This is a genomic window from Actinomadura hibisca NBRC 15177, from assembly GCF_001552635.1.
GTDB classification, from domain to species: Bacteria; Actinomycetota; Actinomycetes; order Streptosporangiales; family Streptosporangiaceae; genus Spirillospora; species Spirillospora hibisca.
Genome location: NZ_BCRO01000081.1, coordinates 39,930 through 58,673, shown reverse-complemented (window position 1 = coordinate 58,673; position 18,744 = coordinate 39,930). Strand labels below are relative to the sequence as shown.

Genomic DNA, 18,744 nt, shown 5'->3' with positions numbered 1-18,744 from the left:
GGCAAGGGGCTCTGCCCCCTGCACCCCCGTCCCCGGTGGCCGGGGTCGCTGGGCATGTTCGGGCACGGGGTTGAGGTTGTTGGCCAGGTGCGGAGTGCAGGGCTGGGGTAGCTGGTCAGGTTCGGGCGCGGGGCTGGGGTTCTTGGTCAAGCGCGAAGCGCGGGGCTGGGGTTATTGGCCGGGTGCAGGGCACGGGGCTGGCGTCGTTAGGCACGCGCGGAGCGCGGGTTGAGGTAGTAGCGCGGAGCGTGCCTTTAGCGCGGAGCGTGCCCTTAGCGCGGAGCGTGCCCTTAGCGCGGAGCGTGCCCTTAGCGCGGAGCGTGCCTTTAGCGCGGAGCGCGGGCTTGGCGCGGAGCGTGCCTTTAGCGCGGAGCGTGCTCTTGGCGCGGAGCGTGCGTTTGGCGCACAGCGCGGGGTTAGCACGGAGCGCGAACTTAAGGTCGCTGGTCACGTGCAGCGCACGGGGCTGAGGTCGCTGGTCACGTGCGCAGCGCGGATTGAGGTAGTCGCGCGGAGCGCGAGCCTTTAGCCCGACCACCACCCCACCACCCCACCACCAGAAATTCCACCCCCGCACCCCCTCCCCAACCATCCACCCCCACCTGGGAGAATCAAAGGGTGATTGAGCGCTACACCCTCCCCGAGATGGGCCGCGTCTGGAGTGACGCGCACAAGTACGAGCTGTGGTGCAAGGTCGAGACCCTCGTGGTCGAGGCCCATGCCGCGGCCGGCACGATCCCGGCGGAGGTGGTGGAGCCGGTTCGCAACGCGCCGCCGCCCACGCCGGAGGCCGTGCACGAGATCGAGGCCGTCACCCAGCACGACGTCATCGCCTTCCTGTCCGCCTGGGCCGACAACACCGAGCCCCGCGAGGCGGCGCGGTACGTGCACTTCGGGATGACCTCGTCCGACCTCCTCGACACCGCGCTGGCCCTCCAGCTCGTCGAGGCCACCGACATCCTGCTGGCCAAGGCCGACACCCTCGTCGCCACGTTGCGCGACCACGCGCTCGCGCACCGCGCGACGCTGCGCGTCGGGCGTACGCACGGCATCCACGGTGAGCCCGACGTCTGGGGGCACCGGGTCGCCGACTTCGCGTTCGGGCTCGCCCGCTCGCGGGACCGGCTGCGCCGGGCGCGTGAGGCGGTCGGCGTCATGGCCATCTCCGGGGCCGTCGGCACCTACTCCAACATCGACCCCGAGATCGAGCGGCACGTCGCGCGCAAGCTGGAGCTGACGGCCGCCGACGTGTCCACGCAGGTCGTGCTGCGCGACGGCATCAGCGAGTGGGTGTCCAGCCTGGCGATCATGGCGACGGTGCTGGAGGCCATCGCGCTGGAGGTCCGGCACGGGCAGCGCACCGAGGTGCGCGAGTTGTGGGAGCCGTTCGGCAAGGGGCAGAAGGGCTCCTCGGCCATGCCGCACAAGAAGAACCCGATCATCTCCGAGCGGCTGGCGGGGATGGCGCGGATCGTGCGGGCCCAGATCGTCCCGGTCATGGAGGGCATCCCGCTGTGGCACGAGCGGGACATCTCGCACTCCTCCACCGAGCGCATCGCGCTGCCGGACGCCTCCGTCGCGCTCGACTACATGCTCAACCTCACCAACCGGCTCATGTCGGGCCTGGTGGTGGACGCCGACCGCATGCGCGCCAACCTCGACTCCACCGGCGGCCTGATCTACACCTCCACCGTGCTGCTGGAACTGGTCGAGGCCGGGATGTCGCGCGACGACGAGGCGTACCCGCTGGTGCAGCAGGCCGCGATGGAGACCTGGGAGACCGGCGTCCCCTTCCGCGAGACGCTGCGCAAGCGCGCCGCCCTGTGGCACGACGGCGCCGGGCTGGTGCTGGACGAGGCCCGCCTCGACGAGGTCTGCCGCCCCGAGCGGTTCGTGGAGCGGCTCGCCCCGATGTTCGACCGCCTCCAGGCGCTCACCTGAGCACCGCGCCCCGCCTCGCTCCGCCCCGAACAGGAGAACCGTGCCCGCCACCCTCACCGAGCTGACCGTGTACCCGCTCAAGAGCGGTGGCGGCACGGCCCTGTCGAGCGCCGAACTGCTTCCGACGGGGTTGCGCTTCGACCGCGAGTTCATGCTCGTCAACCCGGAGGGGCGGTTCCTGTCCCAGCGGGACCACGCCGCCATGGCCCGGCTCCGGCCCGCCTACGACGGCACGGAGCTGACCGTGCGCGCCGACGGCCGCGAGCCCCTCGTCCACAAGGCCGTGGACGAGGGCCCCGTCCGGGACGTCACCGTGCACCGCAGCGACTGCCAGGGCGTCGACCAGGGCGACGAGGCCGCCGCCTGGTTCGCGGGCCTGCTGGACACCGAGTGCCGCCTGGTGCGCTTCACCGGGCACCGGCCCACCTCGCGCGGCGGCGGCGAGGTCGCCTTCGCCGACGGCTACCCGCTGCTGGTGATCTCCGCCGAGTCGCTGGCCGACCTGAACGGGCGGCTGGCCGAGCCGCTGCCGATGAACCGGTTCCGGCCCAGCCTGGTGATCGACGGGCTGGGCGCGTTCGGCGAGGATCGGGCGCGCCGGATGCGGATCGGCGCGGGGCCGGACGCCGTCGAGATCGAGCTGGTCAAGGCGTGCGCCCGGTGCGTGATCACCACCACCGACCAGGACACCGGCGAGCGCGGCCGCGAGCCGCTGCGCACGCTGGCGACCTACCGCACCATCGACCGGGGCATCCGCTTCGGCCAGAACGCCGTGCCGCGCGTGCAGGGCACGCTGAGGGTCGGCGACCCGGTCGAAGTTCTGGAGACGGCCTGACGGTCCAAGGACCTAACGGCCGGATGACCGGACGCTCTGACGGCCGGACGGCTCAGCCGACGATCTCCCCCGTCTCCGCCCCGTACTGATCCCGCATCGCCGTGGGCACGATCTCCACCGACACCCCCGGCAACGACCGCACCTCCCGCACCCCCGCCTCGGGCACCAGTGCCGCCACCAGGTCCTCCAGCGCGGCCTGCGGCACGGCGACCACCAGCGACGTCCCGTCCACCTCGCGCAGCGCCGGGGTCTCCTCCGGCTGGAAGTACAGCGCCGACTCCTCCGCCTGGAGCAGCAGGTCGCGGCCGAACGGCAACCGTCCGCGCAGCGCCTGCGCGATCGCCGGGGCCTGGAGCGCGCCCACCTTCAGCGTCGTGGCCGCGCCGTCGCGCTCCCAGCCCGCCGTGGTGACGTACAGGGCGCCGGAACTGGAGCCGTCGCGCTCGATCCCGGCCTCGACGGCGGCGAGCAGCTCCGGGTCGGTCAGCAGCGAGCCGCGTCCGGAGTCGGTGACGTGCAGCGGCGTCCGGGGCGCGAGCAGGTCCAGCACGCCGTCGGTGTTCCAGCGCTGCGCGGCGTCGTACTCGTCGGCGGTCAGCCCTACGACCTGGAGGAAGTCCACGGTGCCGTGCGGGGTGTCGATCCGGTCCAGTTCGGGGTCGCGGACGAAGGCGAGCGCGCGGATCTCGCAGTCCTCGCGGTCGGCCTCGATCGGGCCGTTGATGTTCATGTGGTGGCCGGGCTCGAACCAGTTGCCGGAGTTGAAGACGTAACGGCCCAGGTTCTGCAGCAGGTTCAGCGCCCACGCGGGAGGCGTCTCGTCGGCGGCGTCGCGGGCCACCCGGAAGGTGAACTCGAATCCCCAGCCCGATTCTTCGAGGTTCTCCGAGGACTTGTCGTACAACTCGCTCATCCCGTACGACACCAGGTGCCAGTGCGGAACGGGAGCGTCGCGCTTGTAGGCGCTGATCCCGTCCAGCGGATCGGGACCGCCGAGCGCCCATTTGTGGATGGTGCCGTAGTGCACCGGCTCGGTGTCCCCGTAGAGCCGCCGGCACGCCTGGTCGATGGCGTCCCATCCGGGCGAGGCGTCGTCGGGCCCGTCGAGTCCATCGAGTCCGTCACGTCCGCCGCGTTCGTCTTCCATGGCACCGCACCCTAGCCCTGTCCGAAAGGACACATACCCCTATTGCCCCTTATCGCGCTATCCGTCCCACCTGCGGGTAACGCGCACACCGAGTCGGGCACGGAACAACTTTCCCGGCGATCCGAACCTTTGGCGCTCCGCCCGCCATCTCAATGATCGGACCGTGGCGCGGCGCAGGCGCGCGGCGGCCGCCTCACCCTCGGTGCGGTGGTTTACTGGGGTCGCGTCGGCACGGAGGGGACACCTTCTCGGCGCGCTCGGCCCTGGTGGCCCGCCGCCCCGGCGCGGGGCGGCCGTGCGGTCCCCGTCGACCGGTCTGCGCCGTACCCCGTACCCCGCACCCGGGCATCCAACAAGGCACCTAAGGAGTCACACGGCATGAGCACGGGCCACGAGGTTCGCTATCGCGTGCGCGGCGGCCGCCGGTTGCACGGCACCGTCTTCGTCCAGGGCGCCAAGAACGCGGTCCTGCCCATGATCGGCGCCTCCCTGATGGCCAGCAAGGGCCGCACGGTGCTGCGCAACGTCCCGATCATCGAGGACGTCAAGCGCGCGGTGGAGCTCGCCCAGGCCATCGGCGCCAAGGCCGAGCTGCACGAGGCCGAGCGCACGCTGGTGATCGACGCCTCCTCGTTGTCCAGCCCGGTGCTGCCGGCCGACATCGCCGCGCGCTTCCGCGGCTCGTTCCTGTTCGTGCCGGCGCTGCTGCACCGGCTCGGCGAGGCGGTCATCGAGGGCGTGGGCGGCTGCAACCTCGGCAGCCGCAACCTGGACTTCCACTACAACGGCTTCAAGCGGATGGGCGCCACCGTCACCGAGCAGGTGGCCGACAACGGCGAGGGCGTCATCCACATCAAGGCCGGCGACCTGCGCGGCGGCACGTTGTACTGCGACACCCCCTCGCACACCGGCACCGAGAACCTGATCATGGCGGCCGCGCTGGCCCAGGGCACCACGCTGATCAAGAACGCGGCGCTGGAGCCCGAGGTGCTGGACAACATCAAGATCCTCCAGGCCATGGGCGCGAAGATCACCGGTGGCGGCACCGGCTTCATCACCGTCGAGGGCGTGGACGAGCTCACCGCCGTCGAGCACACCGTGATGCCCGACCGCATCGACGCCGGCGTGTTCGTGATGGCCGCGGCCATCACCGGCGGCGACCTCAACCTGGTCGGCGCGTCCCTGGAGCACCTCGGCGTCGCGGCCGACAAGCTGGAGCAGATGGGCGTGGAGTTCCACCAGCAGGGCGCGGTGCTCCAGGTGCGGCGCGACCGCCCGCTGCGGCCGATCAACGTCATCACCGACGAGTACCCCGGCTTCGCCACCGACCTCCAGTCGCCGATCATGGCGGTGTCCTGCCTGGCCGACGGCCCGTCCTACATCTACGAGCGCATCTTCGACGGCCGCTTCAAGCTGGCCGGCGAGCTGGCCAAGATGGGCGCCGCCATCGAGGTGGACGGCAACCGCGCCAAGGTGAACGGCCCGAACACGCTGCGCGGGGCCGAGGTCGAGGCGCACGACCTGCGCTGCGGCAGCGCGCTGGTGCTGGCGGGGCTGGCCGCCGAGGGCGAGACCACGATCACCTCCGCCTACTACCTCGACCGGGGCCACGCGCACACCGCCGAGCGCCTGTCGCAGCTCGGCGCCGACATCGAGCGCGTTACGGGCTGAACGTTCTCAACAACCGCCTGAATTGCCCTTACCACCGCAAAGTGGACTAACGGTCAGACCGTTAGAAAATCACCAGGTCAGGGCGGACCGGTTCGGCCGAACGGATCACTTGGCTTTCCGGTCCGCTTGGAGCCGGGTCGGCCGGATTTCGGCCATCGGGTAAACCAAACGGACGCCGCAGGGGTCTCCTCAGTGCGCATCAGCGCCAGGGGAGACCCCTCGCGGCGTTTTCGGGTCTTGTTTTTCAACTTCGGACGACCCAAGATGCAGGATCAAGGCTGGCCGAATGGTGACAAATTACTGACCAAGGGGTCGCGTAGGTTACTTTTTCGCCGCACTCTTGATTCGATTTCGCGTCTGGGCGTCACACACGGTCGCCCTGACCCGATCTGCCCACTGAGGAACGAATCGCACGGGAACTGCGGTGCTGGGTCAGAAGGCAGGGGCGACAAGCCATGAGTCAACGGTTGGGCGGAGCGTGCGCGAACGCATGGCCGGGGGTGGACCCTCGCCACCATTCCGGATGGGAAGCGAGCGGCCGGTGACGGCCGCGCGGACGGGGTCGGTCACGCCCGACCTCACGATCGGAGTCGTCGGGCCGCATGACCTCGTCGAACGGGTCATGCTGATGGGCCACGGCCCCACACCGGTGCCGAGCCGGCTGGTGGCCGCGGCCTACCGCGACGAACAGGAGGCGGCCGACAAGGTCGTCCGGCTGGGGTCGGGGGTGGACGTGTGCCTGTTCGCCAGCCCGGTGCCCTACGACTTCGCCCGGAAGGCGGGCGTGCTCACCATGCCCGCCACCTACGTCCCGCTGAACGGCGCGGCCCTCCAGGGCGCGCTGCTGCGGGCGTCGCTGGACGACCGGTTCGACCCGGCGCGGGTGAGCATCGACGTGCTCGGCCGGGCCGAGGTCGAGGAGGCCTACGCGGAGATCAGCCTGGGCACCGAGCAGGTGCACCTGCGGGAGGAGGCGGCCGGTCCGGGAACGCTGGCCGCCTTCCACGAGCGCCTGTGGCGGCGCGGCGCGACCACGGTCGCGATGACGTGCGTGCACGCCACGGCCGAGCGCATGGAGATGGCCGGGGTCCCGACCATCCGGGTGCGCCCGACCGGCGCGGCCATCCGCAGCTCGCTCCAGACGGCGGCGCTGCTGGGCGCCCACCACCGGCTGGAGGAGTCGCAGCTGGTGGTGGTGCTGGTGGACGTCCCGACGCTGCGCGAGACGCCGCGCCGGGTCACCCCGCGGTACTGGCGCGACGAGCTGAAGCTGGCGCTGCACCGGGTGCTGCTCCAGGAGGCGCACCGGATGAACGCCTCGGTGTGGCCGCTGGACGACCACAGCTACCTGGTCATCGCCACCCGCGGCTCGGTCACCGCGACCACCGAGGGCTTCCGCACCCCGCCGTTCGTCGAGCGGGTGCGCGAGGAGCTCGGGCTCGCGATCGAGGTCGGCATCGGCATGGGCCGCACCGCGCACGAGGCCGAGTCGCACGCGCGCGCGGCGCTCGCGCGGTCGCAGAGCTCGCAGCGGGCCCAGGGCTTCGCCCTGGACCGCGACGGCCGGGCCCTGGTGCCCGCGCCGCGCACCCCGCCGCGGGCGCAGCCGCAGGCCAAGCCGAAGGGCCTGGAGATCCTGGCGCGGCTGGCCGACAAGCTGGGCGACCAGGAGCAGCCGCTGATCGTGGACGCGGAGAACGCCGGCAAGATGCTCGGCGTCACCCCGCGCACCGCGCGGCGGTTGTTGCGGACGCTGGTGGAGGAGGGCCTCGCCTGGCCGCTGCCGCCCAACCGCACGCCGCAGCCGGGACGCCCGCGCCAGCTCTACCGGCTGATCGTGGAGAAGCTGGGGCCGAAGGCCGCCACGTGAGCCGGGCCTGAGGGCCGGGCGCGAGCGCCGGGCCCGAAGGCCGGGCCGAAGAGCGTTGGCGGGCGGCGCGACGGCACTTCGCCGTCGCGCCGCCCGGCCTTGCCCTGCTCAGCCCTGTCCTACCCGAAAGCCGGCTAGTTGCGGTGCGGGAACGCCTCGGCGACGGCGATGAACTCGTCGTTCTCCTCCGGCGACCCGATCGACACCCGCGCGCCCTCGCCCGGGAACGGCCGCACGCTCACGCCCCGCGCGTCGCACGCGGCGGAGAACTCCATCGTGCGCTCACCGAGCCGCAGCCACACGAAGTTGGCCTCGGTGGTGGGGACGGTCCAGCCCGCCGCCAGCAGCGCGTCACGGACGCGCTCACGCTCCTTGACGGTGCCCTCGACCCGGTCCATCAGCTCGCCGGTCGCCGCCAGCGACGCCACCCCGGCGGCCTGGGCGATCGAGTTGACGCTGAACGGCAGGTAGGTCTTGCGGATCGCCTCGGCCACCTTCGGGTGCCCGACGACGAAGCCGATGCGCAGCCCGGCCAGCCCGTACGCCTTGGAGAAGGTGCGCAGCACGACCACGTTCGGGCGGTCGCGGTACAGGGTGAGGCCGTCGGGGACCTCCTCGTCCCGCACGTACTCGCGGTACGCCTCGTCCAGCACCACCAGGCAGTCGGCCGGGACGCGGTCCAGGAACGCCTCCAGCTCGGCGCGCCGCACGACCGTGCCGGTCGGGTTGTTGGGGTTGCAGACGAACACCAGCCGCGTGTTCTCGTTGATCGCCTCGGCCATCGCGTCGAGGTCGTGCGCCTCCTCGCGCAGCGGCACCTGCACCGACGTCGCGCCCGACAGCCCGACCAGCAGCGGGTACGCCTCGAACGAGCGCCAGGCGTAGACGATCTCCGCGCCGGGCTCGGCGACGGCGGCCAGCAACATCTGCGTCACGCCGACCGAGCCGCAGCCGACCGCGACGTGCGCGGCGGGCACGCCGTACTTGGCGGAGATCGCCTCGATCAGCGCGGTGGCGTTGTTGTCGGGGTAGCGGTTGACGTCGCGGGCGGCGCGCTCGACGGCCTCCTGCACCGACGGCAGCGGGCCGTGCGGCGACTCGTTGGACGACAGCTTGAACGAGCGGCCTTCGGGCGACACCACGACCTTGCCGGGCTTGTAGGCCACGAACCGCTCCAGCACGGAACGGAAGCGCACCGGGGCGTTCTGGCCGTCGGCGGTCTGGTCTGCGCTGACGTCGGACACCGTTGTCCTCCTGAAGACGGGGCGGGGATGATCCCAGCTTACTGAGCCGAACTTTGCCGCATCAGCCAGCAGACGGCCACAATCCGGACGAACTCCCAGTCCCGGGTGTCGTCCGGCCACCAGCCGCGCCGGAAGGCGTCCTCGGCGAACCCGTGCAGGTAGCCCATCAGCGCGTCGTGCCCGAGGTCCGGCACCTGCGCGCGGAGGGCGGCCACGTGCTGGTCCACCGCCGCCGCCAGCCCCGGCGAGCAGGCCATCTCGGCGACCCCGGCGGCCCCGATGTCGCGGACGATCAGGCCCAGCTCTTCGGACAAATCGCTCATAACGGCAAAAGCTAGCAATGACCCGGCCATGCGTCGTCCACCGGCGTGCCCCGAGGCGTCCCGGTTCAGCGCGGCATCGCCGCCAGCGCCGCGCGGACGATCGTGCGGGCCTTGTCCTTGCAGGTCGCGGGCGGGTTCTGGTCGCCGCCGAGGGTCACCGTCACCTGGAGGTTGCCGTCCCGGACGGAGAGGTCGCAGTGGTCGTCCACGGCCAGGGTGGTGTCCCAGAACGCCTCCTCACCGATGCCGCTCTCGCGCTCGCCGTCCTTGGCGAGATCGGCGAACTCCCGGCGCTGCCGGTCGGTCCCGTTGCCCCTGCCGCCGATGCTCCGCTCCAGCCGCCAGCGGACGGTCGTGTGCGCCCTCGGTGCCCAGCGGTCCTTCGAGGAGGCTCCCCATTCGCAGGAGGTCTCGGCCTCGTCGGACCGCTCGGAGTAGGCGTCCCTGTCGGTCGAGCGCGGCGGCAGCGGCAGTTTCGGCGCGGCCTCGGAGCAGATCGGGGCCTTGGTGTAACGGTCGGGGTCCGACGAGAACGACCCGTTGGCCGCAGCGCCGCCGGAGGTCACGACGTACACGGCGGCCACGACGGCCAGGGACAACGCGCCCGCGCCCGCCGCGAGCAGGGCCGCCGTCGGGCGACGCCGGGCGGCAGGCGTGCCGATGGTGGGCATGGCCCCCGGCGGCGCGATCCTGGTGGCCGCCTGCTCCGCCACGCGCGTCGGCGCTTGGACGGGCCCGCCCGGCACCAGGGTGCGGTCCGGGTCGCCGAGCAGTCCGGCGATCTCGGCCTGCCGCGCCTGCGCCATCTGGTGGATGCGCGGCGGCCAGCGCGGCGCGGCGGGCGGGACCGGGCCGACGAGATCGCGCAGTTGCTCAGGCGTGGGCCGGGCGGCGGGGTCCTTGGCCAGGCACGCCGCGACGATCGGCCGCAACGAGGGCGGCACGGCGCTCAGGTCGGGATCGGCGTGCACGACGTTGTAGAGGGTCCGCGCGGTGGAGGCCCCGGCGAACGGGCTGGCGCCCGTCGCCGCCAGCGCCAGCACCGCGCCGAGCGAGAACACGTCCCCGGCCGGGGACGGCTCGCGCCCGTCGGCCTGCTCGGGCGACATGAACGCGGGCGACCCGACGACCCAGCCGGTGCGCGTCAGCTCGGTGGCGTCCCCGCCCTCGGCGGCCCGCGCGATGCCGAAGTCGATGACGCGGACGCCGTCCTCGGCCAGCAGCACGTTGTCGGGCTTGAGGTCGCGGTGCACCAGGCCGGTGCGGTGGATCTCGGTGAGCGCGGCGGCGAGGCCCGCCGCCAGGACGCGCACGGCCGGTTCGGGCAGCGGGCCGAGGGCGTCCACCACCTCGCCGAGCGACGGCCCGGCGACGAACGCCGAGGCCAGCCATGGCGCGGGCCCGTCGGGGTCGGCGTCCATCACCGCCGCCGTGTAGGCCCCCGACACCCGGCGGGAGGCGTCCACCTCGCGGCGGAACCGGGCGCGGAACCCGGCGTCGGCGGCGAGCCGGGCGTGGATCTGCTTGACCGCGACGAGGCGGCCGTCCGGCGCGACGCCGAGCAGCACGCGCCCCATGCCGCCCCGGCCGACCTCGGCGAGCAGCCGGTACGGCCCGGCCTGGCGGGGGTCGGTGTCGCGCAGCGCCCTCATCGCGGCACCGCCTGCACCGCGCCCTTGGCGAACGCGTGGGCGTCGGCGTCGCAACCGCCGCGGGGAAAGCGGGGGCCGCTGAGGGCGAGGAAGACCGTCAGGTTGACGTCCCGGACGTAGTACACGCAGTTGTTGTCGCTCAACGACTTCTCCGCCGCCAGCCGGTGCACCTCCTCCGCGTACCCGACGTCCTTCTCGCGCTTGCTACGACCTCGGAGGTAGAGGCCTTCGTGTCGGTCCTTGGCCTGCTCGGCGCCCGTGCCGGGCCCCTTGCCGGTGCTGAAGAGCTGCCAGTCAAGGACGATCTTGTCGCCGGAGCGGCTGGTCCAGGTGCAGCCGCTGTGCAGGCTCGTGCCGTCCCCGCTCTTGAAGACGGAGTTGGCGACGCCCTTGCCGAAGGGCGCGAACCCGCCGGGGATCCGCACGGCGGCGGTGGCCTGCTCGCAGTCCGGGAGCTTGCCGGTGTAACGGTCGCTGACCTGCGACAACGGCGTGCCTCCGGGCGTCGGGACCTCCTCGGGGACCACTACCCAGAGGGCGCTCGGGACGCCGTTCTCGTCCTTGTCCCCCAGCAGGAGCACGCCCGCGCCGACCGCGACGAGCAGCAGCGCGACCCCGCTGAGCACCGCGAGCTTCCGGCCGCGCGCGGGCCGCGTCCCCGGGACGGTCGGGTCCATCCGCGGGACCGGGGCCGCCACCTGCCGCGCGACCTCGGCCCGCTGCCCCGCGATGAGCCGGTGCACCGCCTCCGGCCAGGGCCGCGCCGCCGGAGCGACCATGCCGACCATCTGGAGCACCTGCTGCGGCGTCGGCCGCGCGGCGGGGTCCTTGGCCAGGCACGCGGCGACGACGGGGCGCAGTCCCGGCGGCACGGCCCCGAGGTCGGGCTCGGAGTGCACGATGGCGTAGAACATCTGCGGCGCGGACCGGCCGGGGAACGGGCCCTTGCCGGTGCAGGCCGTGACCAGCGTCGCGCCGAGCGCGAACACGTCGGAGGCGGGCGTCGGGTCCCGGCCCTCCACCTGCTCGGGCGACATGAACGCGGGCGACCCGACCAGCGCGCCGGTGTGGGTGATGCGGGTCTGCCCGCCCTCCTCGGCGGCCCGCGCGATGCCGAAGTCGATGACGCGCACGCCGTCCTCGGCCAGCAGCACGTTGGACGGCTTGAGGTCGCGGTGCACGAGCCCGGCCCCGTGGACGTCCAGCAGCGCCCGCGCCAGCCCGGCCGCGAGCCGGCGCGCGGCGTCCTCGGGCAGCGGCCCGGTGTCGTCGAGCACCTGCCGCAGCGACGGGCCCGGCACGAACTCCGAGGCCAGCCAGGGCGTCGCGGCCTCGGTGTCGGCGGCCACGACGGCGGCGGTGTAGGCCCCCGACACCCGCCGGGACGCCTCGACCTCCCGCCGGAACCGCGCCCGGAACGCCTCGTCCTCGGCGAACTCCTCGTGCACCTGCTTGACCGCGACGAGCCGCCCGTCCCGGCCCGCGCCGAGCAGCACCCGCCCCATGCCGCCCTGCCCGAGCTCGCCGACCACCCGGAACGGTCCCACCGTGTCCACCGTCACGCGACAGAACCCTACAAACAAGGCTGTTCTTTTGTCGCTCCCCGAGCGTTGTCGGCTGTACCACTCCCGGCGGAGGCGGTGTCAGTGCGCGGCGGCGGCGCGTGCGGGCGAGACGTTCTCGGGGCGGGGGCGGAGCATCGGCGGGCGGAGCTGCTCGGCGTCGCCCCGGACGTACAGGCGCGCGGGTCGGCCGCCGTCGCGGGTGGTGGTGTGGCCGGTCGGGATCAGGAAACGGTCGGCCCCGGTGACCTTCCGGTGGAAGTTGCGCGGGTCCAGCGGGGTGCCCCACACGATCTCGTAGACGCGGCGCAGCTCGGCCACGGTGAACTCGGGCGGGCAGAACGCGGCGGCCAGCGAGGTGTACTCCAGCTTGGCGCGGGCGCGCTCGACGCCGTCGCCCAGGATGCGCCGGTGGTCGAAGGCGGGCTTGTCGCGGTGCATCAGCTCGGCCACGTCGGCCCACAACACCTGCGCGCGCGTGGAGGCGGGCAGGTTGGGGGCCAGGCCCAGGTAGGCGACGCTGACCACGCGCTGGCGGGGGTCGCGGTCGGGGTAGCCGTAGGTGGCGAGCTGCTCCAGGTGGATGCGCACGTCGGCGAGCCCGGCGCGCTCGGCCATCAGCCGGGACGCGGCGGCCGGCAGGTCCTCGTCGAGCTGGATGAAGCCGCCCGGCAACGACCACGCGCCGTCGTAGGGGGCCCGGTCGCGCCGCCACATCAGCGCGCTGAGCCGCTGCTCGCGCACGGTGAGGACGACGAGATCGACGGTGACGGCGAGCCGGGGCACGGGCATGCCCCAAAGGTACCGACTGGAGAACGGCGACGGGCCGCCCTCGCGGACGGCCCGTGCGTTCCTCGCACCGCTGGAGTGATCAGCCCTCGCGCGGCGCCTCGACCGGGGTCGTCCTGTCCAGCGCCGGGGCCGGGACGTGCCCGTTCTGCTGGCCGTTCTGCCCGCTGACGTTCGACAGCAGCGAGCGGGCCAGGCCGAGCCCGGTGCCGCCCAGGGTGAGGGCCTTGGCGAGCAGGTCCTCCACGCCGTCGGCGCCGTTCAGCACCACCATGTTGTCGACGTTGCCGAAGACCCGCGCCCCGGCCTCGACGATCTGCGGCCACTGCTCGGCGAGCTGCTGGGCGATGACCGCCTCCTGGTTCTGGGCCAGCGCCTCGGCGCGCGCCTTGATCGCCTCGGCCTCGGCCAGGCCGCGCTTGCGGGTGGCGTCGGCCTCGGCCTCACCGAGCAGGCGGGTGGCCTCGGCCTCCCGCTCGGCCTTCAGCTGGACCTCCTTGGCGGCGGCCTGCGCCAGCGCGAACCGCTGGTCGCGCTCGGCCTCGGCCAGCTTCACCTGCTCGTAGGCGCGGGCGTCGGCGGGCTTGCGGATCTCGCTCTCCAGCCGCTTCTCGGTGCGCTCGGCCTCCAGCTCGGCGTTGCGGGTCTCCTTGAGGATGACCTCCTGGCGGGCCTGCTGGGCGGCCTGCTGCACCTGGCCCTCGTACTCGGCCTTCTTGATCTCGGTGTCCCGGATGACCGCGGCGTTCTCCCGCATGGTCTCCTGCTCGCGCTGGGTGGCCTCCTGGTCGCGCTCGGCCTCGGCGATGCGGGCGGAGGCGGCGACGCGGGCGGCGTGCGGGCGGCCGAGGTTGGTGATGTAGCCGGTCTCGTCGTCGATCTCCTGGATCTGGAGCGAGTCCACCACCAGGCCCAGCTTGTTCATCTCGTCGGCGGCCGAGCTGCGGGTCTCGCCGGTCAGCCGCTCGCGGTTGAGGATCAGGTCCTCGACGGTGAGGCCGCCGATGATCGAGCGCAGGTGGCCGGTGAACAGCTCGTGGATCGCGCCGTCCATCGAGCCCTGCTGCTCCAGGAAGCGGCGGGCGGCGTTGGCGATCGACACGAAGTCGTCGCCGACCTTGTAGATGACCACGCCGCGCACCTTCACCGGGATGCCCTGCTGGGTGACGCAGTTGACCTCCAGGTTGGCCGCGCGGCTGTCCAGCCGCAACCGCCGCGCCACCTGGAAGCCGGGCAGCACCGAGGTGCCCTTGCCAGTGATGATCTTGAAGCCGAGGCTGTCCACCCCGTCGATCGGCTTGGACCGGGCGCCCAGGCCGGAGATGATCAGCGCCTCGTTCGGCTCGGCGACGCGCCAGACCATCTTGAACAGGACGATCAACACGACGACGGCGACCACCACCGCGATCGCCACACCGATCAAGGGCATACGGACCTCCTACGGGCTGGGGGCGGCCGCCCCGGGACGGCAGGGCCGGGGCGGGCCGTCGTGCACACATAGACGCAGGACCGGGAGGAACGGTTCAGCCCACTGGAGATCAGGCCGGATCAGGCCAAAGGTCGGCGAATCACCCGAGGGCGGGCGCGACGTAGACCGTGCGCGGCGGGTGGTACTCCACCACGACCACGATGGTGCCCACGCCGATCTCGTCCTGCGGCACCACCGGGTGGGCGTAGAACGCCTCCACCCCGCCGCGGATCGGGATCATGACCTCGCCGACCAGCCCCGGACCGATCTTCCCGGTGACCCGACCCTCTTTGCCGATCAAGGGCACCCCCGCTCCCGCGCGTCGTTGTAGGGCGAACGCTATCCGCTCGTCCCGCATGGGCGCACCACCCGCCCGCACCGGACGCGCAGGCGGGAGACGGCGGCGGGGCGCGGCGGAACGCGCGGGCAGGGCGCGACGGCCGGGTCAGGGCAGGATGCGCTGGGCCTGCTCGTGCGCCTGGCGGGCCAGCCCCTCGGCCTCGGCGCGGGTGGCGGTGGGGCCGTAGAGGCTGATGGTCGCCAGGTAGCGGCGGCCGCGCAGCACCACGTACCAGGTCCGGGTGTTGGAGCCGCCCGTGGTGGTGGTGACCCCGACGGTGCGCGAGCCCGCGCCGATGGTGCCGGGCGGCGGCTCCACCACCGTGTGCTCGGACCACTGCGCGCCCACGCGGGTGCGGAAGGTCTGGCACCCGGCCGGGACGCGCGCCTTGACCTGCTGCTCGGCGTCGTCGTCGGGCATCGCCATCAGCGTCTCGGTGACGTACTGGCTGCCGCCCTTGCTGAAGGTGGCGAGCGCGGCCGGGATGCTCTTGTCCACCTTCTGGCCGGCCTGGACGGCGGCGCAGCTCTTCTTGTCGAGCTGGACCTCCCGCTGGAGCTGCTCGAAGTTCTGGATGGCCTTGCGGGTGCCGTACTCCCCCGAGTCGGGCTCCCCGGCCCGCTGGTAGCCGGGCAGCTCGCGCAGCAGCGCCTCCTTGAGCTGGTCGGAGGTGTAGCCGGTGCCGGCCAGCGCGGCGCGGCCGGTGGCCCGCGCGGGCTCGGCCGGACCGCCGCCGTCGCCGCCGCAGGCCGTCAGGGCGGCGGCGAGGGCGGCCAGTGCCGCCGTGGTCGGGAGGAGACGGTGCGCCATGTCGGCGACCTTACGGCGCATCCGTCCGGTTCCGGGGGCGGCGACACGCGTTCCGGGTCGCCCGTGCACAAGGCGGGCACAGTGGGTAGGAGTGCCGTTGCGTTCCGTGACCGGGACGCGGAACGACACTCGGGGGATAAGCGATGTTCCGCAGAATTCTCGTGCTGCCGGTGCTCCTGCTGGCACTGGCGGTGTCGTCGGCGTGCGGCGGCAACAGCCAGAGCGCCGACACCAGGGGGGCCGTCGGGAGCACGACGACACCGGCGACCAGCATCACGCCGACGGCGTCGGACTCGCCGGAGGTCTGCCCCAGCGAGCAGACCAAGAAGTTCGCCAAGACGCGCTTCACCGCCGACGCGGGCCTGGCGTTCGGCGCCTTCCATCGCTGGATCTACAAGCCCTACCAGGCGGGCACCTTCAACAAGGACGCCGAGGGCCGCACCAAGGCGTTCGTGAAGGCGGGCGCGGCGGCGGCGTTCGCGGCCAACCGGCTGAACGCCGCGCGCAAGATGGTCAACGCCGACCCCAAGCTGTGCGGCGCGCTCAAGAAGCCGCTGGACTCGCTGACCAACAGCCTCGGCGGCATGGTGGACAAGCTGAAGTCGGGTGACATCAACCCGGCCGAGATCGGTGCGGTGGGCGGCGCCATCGACTCGTTCAAGAGCGACGCGAGCAAGAACGGCGCCGGGATCACCGAGCGCACGCCGCCCTCGCTGGACACCAACTGACCGAGGCACGACGGCCACAGCGCGACGGCCACCGCACGGCGGCCACGGCACGGCGGCCACGGCACGACGGGCGGGCGGACGCCGCCGGGACTACCCCGGGGTGTTCGCCCGCTCGTTGTACACGCCCGTGAACTCCTGGCCCGACAACTTCTGGATCTCGGCGACGATCTCGTCGGTGATGGCGCGGCGGGCCTTGGCCGGGGGCAGGTCGCGGTAGTGCGAGAAGTCCATCGGCTCGCCGATGCGCACGGTGGGGCGCGGCCCGAAGAAGCGCGGCCAGGACGCGCCGATCGGCTGCACGCGCTCGGTCCCGGCCAGCCCGATCGGCAACACCCGCGCGCCGGAGGCCAGCACCAGCCAGCCCGTGCCGGTGCGGCCCCGGTACAGGCGGCCGTCGGAGGAGCGGGTGCCCTCGGGGTAGATGGCGAACGCGCCGCTGTTGCCGAGGATCTCCACCGCCTGCTCCAGCGCGCCCATCGCCGCGCGCCGCGCGCCGCGCTGCACCGGCACGTGCCCGAGCGTGGTCATGAACCAGCGCACGAAGCGGCCCTTGAGCCCCCGCCCGGCGAAGTAGTCGGCCTTGGCGATGTAGGTCACCGGGCGCGGCACCGCCAGCGGGATGATGAAGCTGTCGATGAACGACAGGTGGTTGCTCGCCACGATCAGCGGCCCGTAGCGCGGCACGTTCTCCACGCCCTCGATCCGCGGCCGGAAGAGCAGGCGCAGGATAGGGGCGACCACCCGCGACATGAACGTGTAGAACACCTGTCCTCCAGAAATCGGCTCCGCCACTGTAACGTCTGCGCCGGACCGCGCCGGGGTCAGCGGTGTCCGTTGCCCCGCACCGGTGCGCCAGGAATGACTATCGCGCAGGTCACGCCCGGGAACGGTGGCATATCCCATAACGACCGGCAGGTCCTGCGCGGCACTATCACGGGACTATTTCTTACCCATTAGTAAGTTCCCGGTGAGTAGCTTTTTCCCGCGGGCGCTTGGAATGCCGCGCGCCGTGCGCGATCCTGGGAAACCGGACACGGGTCGCGGGCTCTCGGCCGGAGCGGGAGGTAGCCCATGGACTTCGACGTGCACCTGATGCGGCACGACCGCTGCACCCTGGTACGGGTGCAGGGCGAGCTCGACGTGGTGACCCGCGAGCGGTTCGAGGAGGCCATGCTCGGCGTCCTGGACCTCGGCTCGCCCCTGGTGGTGGACATGCGCCAGGTCACCTTCTGCGACTCCACCGGGCTGAACGCGATCGTGGCGGCCAACCGGCGGGCGGGCGAGCGCGGCACGCCGATCGCGCTGATCGCGCCGCCGCCGCGGATCGCCCGCATCCTCCGCATCACCGGCATCGACCAGTACGTGCCGGTCTACGACACGTTGCGGGCGGCGATCGGGGCCTTCCCCTCGCCCGCCCCCTGACGGCCACCGCACGCCGGGCCCCATGCCTCGGGCCGCGCGGCTCCAAGTCGCAGGCCCCGAGCCGAGCGCGCCCCAAGCCGAGCGGCCCGGGGCCGCGGGCCCGGCGTCAGGAGCAGCCCTCGAACTGCGGGACGCTGCGCACCGTGCGCAGCTTGGACCGGGCGAACCACCGGTCCAGCAGCTCGCCCGCCTTGCCGTCCTGGTACATCTCGGTCAGCGCCCGGTTGACGGCCTCGCAGCCCGCCAGGTCGCCCTTGCGCAGCCCGACGCCGTACTTCTCGTCGGTGAACGGCGCGTTCACCATGCGCACCGCCGCGCCCGTCGAGGCCATGCCCGCCAGGATCAGGTCGTCGGTGGAGATCGCGTCCACCTGCCCGGCCGACAGCTTGGCCAGGCAGTCGCCGTAGTCGGCGGCCTCCACCGGCGCGGCGGCGACCTTGCGCTCCTCGGTGACGCGCTTCCAGGAGTTGGACCCGGTCACCGCGCAGATCCGGCGGCCCTTCAGGTCGCGCACGCCGGTCACCGCCTTCTCCCCCTCGCGCACCAGCGTGTCCTGGTGCGCGACGTAGTAGGGGCCGCCGAAGGTGACCTGCGTCTTGCGCTTGGGCGTGATGGAGTACGTCGCGAAGATCATGTCGACCTTGCCGTCGCGCAGCGCCTTCTCCCGCTCCGACGACGGGGTGGTGCGGAAGGTGATCCGCTCGGGCGGCACGCCCAGCTTCCCGGCGACGTAGGTGGCCACGTCCACGTCGTAGCCCTCGTAGCGGTCGCCCTTCTTCAGCCCGAGGCCCGGCTGGTCGGCCTTCACGCCGATGACCAGCGAGCGCTTGTGCACGATCGAGTCGTCCTCGGGGGCGGTCAGGCCGCACCCCGCGAGTACGCCGCCCGTCAGGACGGCGAGGGCGGCGGCGACCGCCACGTTGGTGGACACGCGCATCTGCA

At 72.7% G+C, this 18,744-nt stretch carries 17 protein-coding genes; 6 read left to right on the top strand and 11 right to left on the bottom strand.

Annotated elements, in window-relative coordinates; all coding sequences use genetic code 11:
- The first annotated feature begins 618 nt into the window (after positions 1–618).
- Positions 619–1,941 carry an adenylosuccinate lyase gene (gene purB / locus AH6_RS32640; RefSeq protein ID WP_067487909.1) on the top strand — a complete coding sequence of 441 codons (1,323 nt, stop codon included), beginning with the start codon at positions 619–621 and terminating at the stop codon, positions 1,939–1,941.
- Between the two features lie 40 nt (positions 1,942–1,981).
- A complete protein-coding gene (locus tag AH6_RS32635; protein ID WP_067487907.1) occupies positions 1,982–2,776 on the top strand; it encodes an MOSC domain-containing protein in 795 nt (264 codons plus the stop codon).
- A gap of 52 nt (positions 2,777–2,828) precedes the next feature.
- On the opposite strand, the gene AH6_RS46215 is transcribed toward AH6_RS32635, so the two are convergent.
- Complete coding sequence (locus AH6_RS46215) at positions 2,829–3,923, bottom strand: suppressor of fused domain protein (protein ID WP_067487905.1); 1,095 nt, start codon at positions 3,921–3,923, stop codon at positions 2,829–2,831.
- A 378-nt stretch (positions 3,924–4,301) separates the two neighbouring features.
- Between AH6_RS46215 and murA the strand changes: the two genes are divergently transcribed.
- Positions 4,302–5,594, top strand: a complete 1,293-nt coding sequence (gene murA / locus AH6_RS32625) for a UDP-N-acetylglucosamine 1-carboxyvinyltransferase (RefSeq protein WP_067487904.1) — start codon at positions 4,302–4,304, stop codon at positions 5,592–5,594.
- 523 nt (positions 5,595–6,117) lie between these two features.
- Positions 6,118–7,464 carry a transcriptional regulator gene (locus tag AH6_RS32620; protein ID WP_067487902.1) on the top strand — a complete coding sequence of 449 codons (1,347 nt, stop codon included), beginning with the start codon at positions 6,118–6,120 and terminating at the stop codon, positions 7,462–7,464.
- A 134-nt stretch (positions 7,465–7,598) separates the two neighbouring features.
- On the opposite strand, the gene hisC is transcribed toward AH6_RS32620, so the two are convergent.
- From hisC to AH6_RS32580, 8 genes are all read right to left on the bottom strand, one after another.
- On the bottom strand, positions 7,599–8,708 hold the full coding sequence (gene hisC / locus AH6_RS32615; RefSeq protein ID WP_067487900.1) for a histidinol-phosphate transaminase: 1,110 nt from the start codon (positions 8,706–8,708) through the stop codon (positions 7,599–7,601).
- Positions 8,709–8,746: 38 nt separating this feature from the next.
- Positions 8,747–9,031 (bottom strand): DUF6401 family natural product biosynthesis protein, encoded by a 285-nt coding sequence (locus AH6_RS32610; RefSeq protein ID WP_157431866.1) that lies wholly within the window; start codon positions 9,029–9,031, stop codon positions 8,747–8,749.
- Between the two features lie 65 nt (positions 9,032–9,096).
- The gene (locus AH6_RS32605; protein ID WP_067487896.1) at positions 9,097–10,683 is read right to left on the bottom strand and encodes a serine/threonine-protein kinase; all 1,587 of its coding nucleotides are present in this window, start codon (positions 10,681–10,683) and stop codon (positions 9,097–9,099) included.
- Positions 10,680–12,245, bottom strand: coding sequence for a serine/threonine-protein kinase (locus AH6_RS32600; RefSeq protein ID WP_067487894.1), 1,566 nt, complete (start codon positions 12,243–12,245; stop codon positions 10,680–10,682). Before AH6_RS32600 ends, AH6_RS32605 begins: the two co-directional genes overlap by 4 nt.
- 81 nt (positions 12,246–12,326) lie before the next feature.
- Positions 12,327–13,037 (bottom strand): NUDIX hydrolase, encoded by a 711-nt coding sequence (locus AH6_RS32595; RefSeq protein ID WP_067487892.1) that lies wholly within the window; start codon positions 13,035–13,037, stop codon positions 12,327–12,329.
- A gap of 79 nt (positions 13,038–13,116) precedes the next feature.
- Positions 13,117–14,463: a flotillin family protein gene (locus AH6_RS32590; protein ID WP_067487890.1), complete on the bottom strand. Its 1,347-nt coding sequence runs from the start codon at positions 14,461–14,463 to the stop codon at positions 13,117–13,119.
- A 139-nt stretch (positions 14,464–14,602) separates the two neighbouring features.
- On the bottom strand, positions 14,603–14,803 hold the full coding sequence (locus AH6_RS32585) for an NfeD C-terminal domain-containing protein (RefSeq protein WP_067487925.1): 201 nt from the start codon (positions 14,801–14,803) through the stop codon (positions 14,603–14,605).
- 144 nt (positions 14,804–14,947) lie between these two features.
- A complete protein-coding gene (locus AH6_RS32580) occupies positions 14,948–15,652 on the bottom strand; it encodes a hypothetical protein (protein WP_067487924.1) in 705 nt (234 codons plus the stop codon).
- Between the two features lie 143 nt (positions 15,653–15,795).
- Between AH6_RS32580 and AH6_RS32575 the strand changes: the two genes are divergently transcribed.
- Positions 15,796–16,380 (top strand): hypothetical protein, encoded by a 585-nt coding sequence (locus tag AH6_RS32575; protein ID WP_067487888.1) that lies wholly within the window; start codon positions 15,796–15,798, stop codon positions 16,378–16,380.
- Between the two features lie 90 nt (positions 16,381–16,470).
- Here the strand turns inward: AH6_RS32575 and AH6_RS32570 are convergent, their stop codons facing one another.
- Positions 16,471–17,145 (bottom strand): lysophospholipid acyltransferase family protein, encoded by a 675-nt coding sequence (locus AH6_RS32570; protein ID WP_083983700.1) that lies wholly within the window; start codon positions 17,143–17,145, stop codon positions 16,471–16,473.
- Positions 17,146–17,451: 306 nt separating this feature from the next.
- Here AH6_RS32570 and AH6_RS32565 point away from each other — a divergent pair, with 306 nt between their 5' ends.
- Positions 17,452–17,802, top strand: a complete 351-nt coding sequence (locus AH6_RS32565; protein ID WP_067487886.1) for an STAS domain-containing protein — start codon at positions 17,452–17,454, stop codon at positions 17,800–17,802.
- A 106-nt stretch (positions 17,803–17,908) separates the two neighbouring features.
- Here AH6_RS32565 and AH6_RS32560 read toward each other — a convergent pair whose 3' ends face one another.
- A complete protein-coding gene (locus tag AH6_RS32560; protein WP_067487884.1) occupies positions 17,909–18,739 on the bottom strand; it encodes a glutamate ABC transporter substrate-binding protein in 831 nt (276 codons plus the stop codon).
- Positions 18,740–18,744 lie beyond the last annotated feature (5 nt).

Excerpts from the sequence above, each read along its gene's own strand:
- AH6_RS46215 (WP_067487905.1), bottom strand. The coding sequence starts at position 3,923 with ATGGAAGACGAACGCGGCGGACGTGACGGACTCGATGGACTCGACGGG.
- murA (WP_067487904.1), top strand. The coding sequence starts at position 4,302 with ATGAGCACGGGCCACGAGGTTCGCTATCGCGTGCGCGGCGGCCGCCGG.
- AH6_RS32620 (WP_067487902.1), top strand. The coding sequence starts at position 6,118 with ATGGGAAGCGAGCGGCCGGTGACGGCCGCGCGGACGGGGTCGGTCACG.
- AH6_RS32610 (WP_157431866.1), bottom strand. The coding sequence starts at position 9,031 with ATGAGCGATTTGTCCGAAGAGCTGGGCCTGATCGTCCGCGACATCGGG.
- AH6_RS32605 (WP_067487896.1), bottom strand. The coding sequence starts at position 10,683 with ATGAGGGCGCTGCGCGACACCGACCCCCGCCAGGCCGGGCCGTACCGG.
- AH6_RS32595 (WP_067487892.1), bottom strand. The coding sequence starts at position 13,037 with ATGCCCGTGCCCCGGCTCGCCGTCACCGTCGATCTCGTCGTCCTCACC.
- AH6_RS32590 (WP_067487890.1), bottom strand. The coding sequence starts at position 14,463 with ATGCCCTTGATCGGTGTGGCGATCGCGGTGGTGGTCGCCGTCGTCGTG.
- AH6_RS32580 (WP_067487924.1), bottom strand. The coding sequence starts at position 15,652 with ATGGCGCACCGTCTCCTCCCGACCACGGCGGCACTGGCCGCCCTCGCC.
- AH6_RS32575 (WP_067487888.1), top strand. The coding sequence starts at position 15,796 with ATGTTCCGCAGAATTCTCGTGCTGCCGGTGCTCCTGCTGGCACTGGCG.
- AH6_RS32565 (WP_067487886.1), top strand. The coding sequence starts at position 17,452 with ATGGACTTCGACGTGCACCTGATGCGGCACGACCGCTGCACCCTGGTA.
- AH6_RS32560 (WP_067487884.1), bottom strand. The coding sequence starts at position 18,739 with ATGCGCGTGTCCACCAACGTGGCGGTCGCCGCCGCCCTCGCCGTCCTG.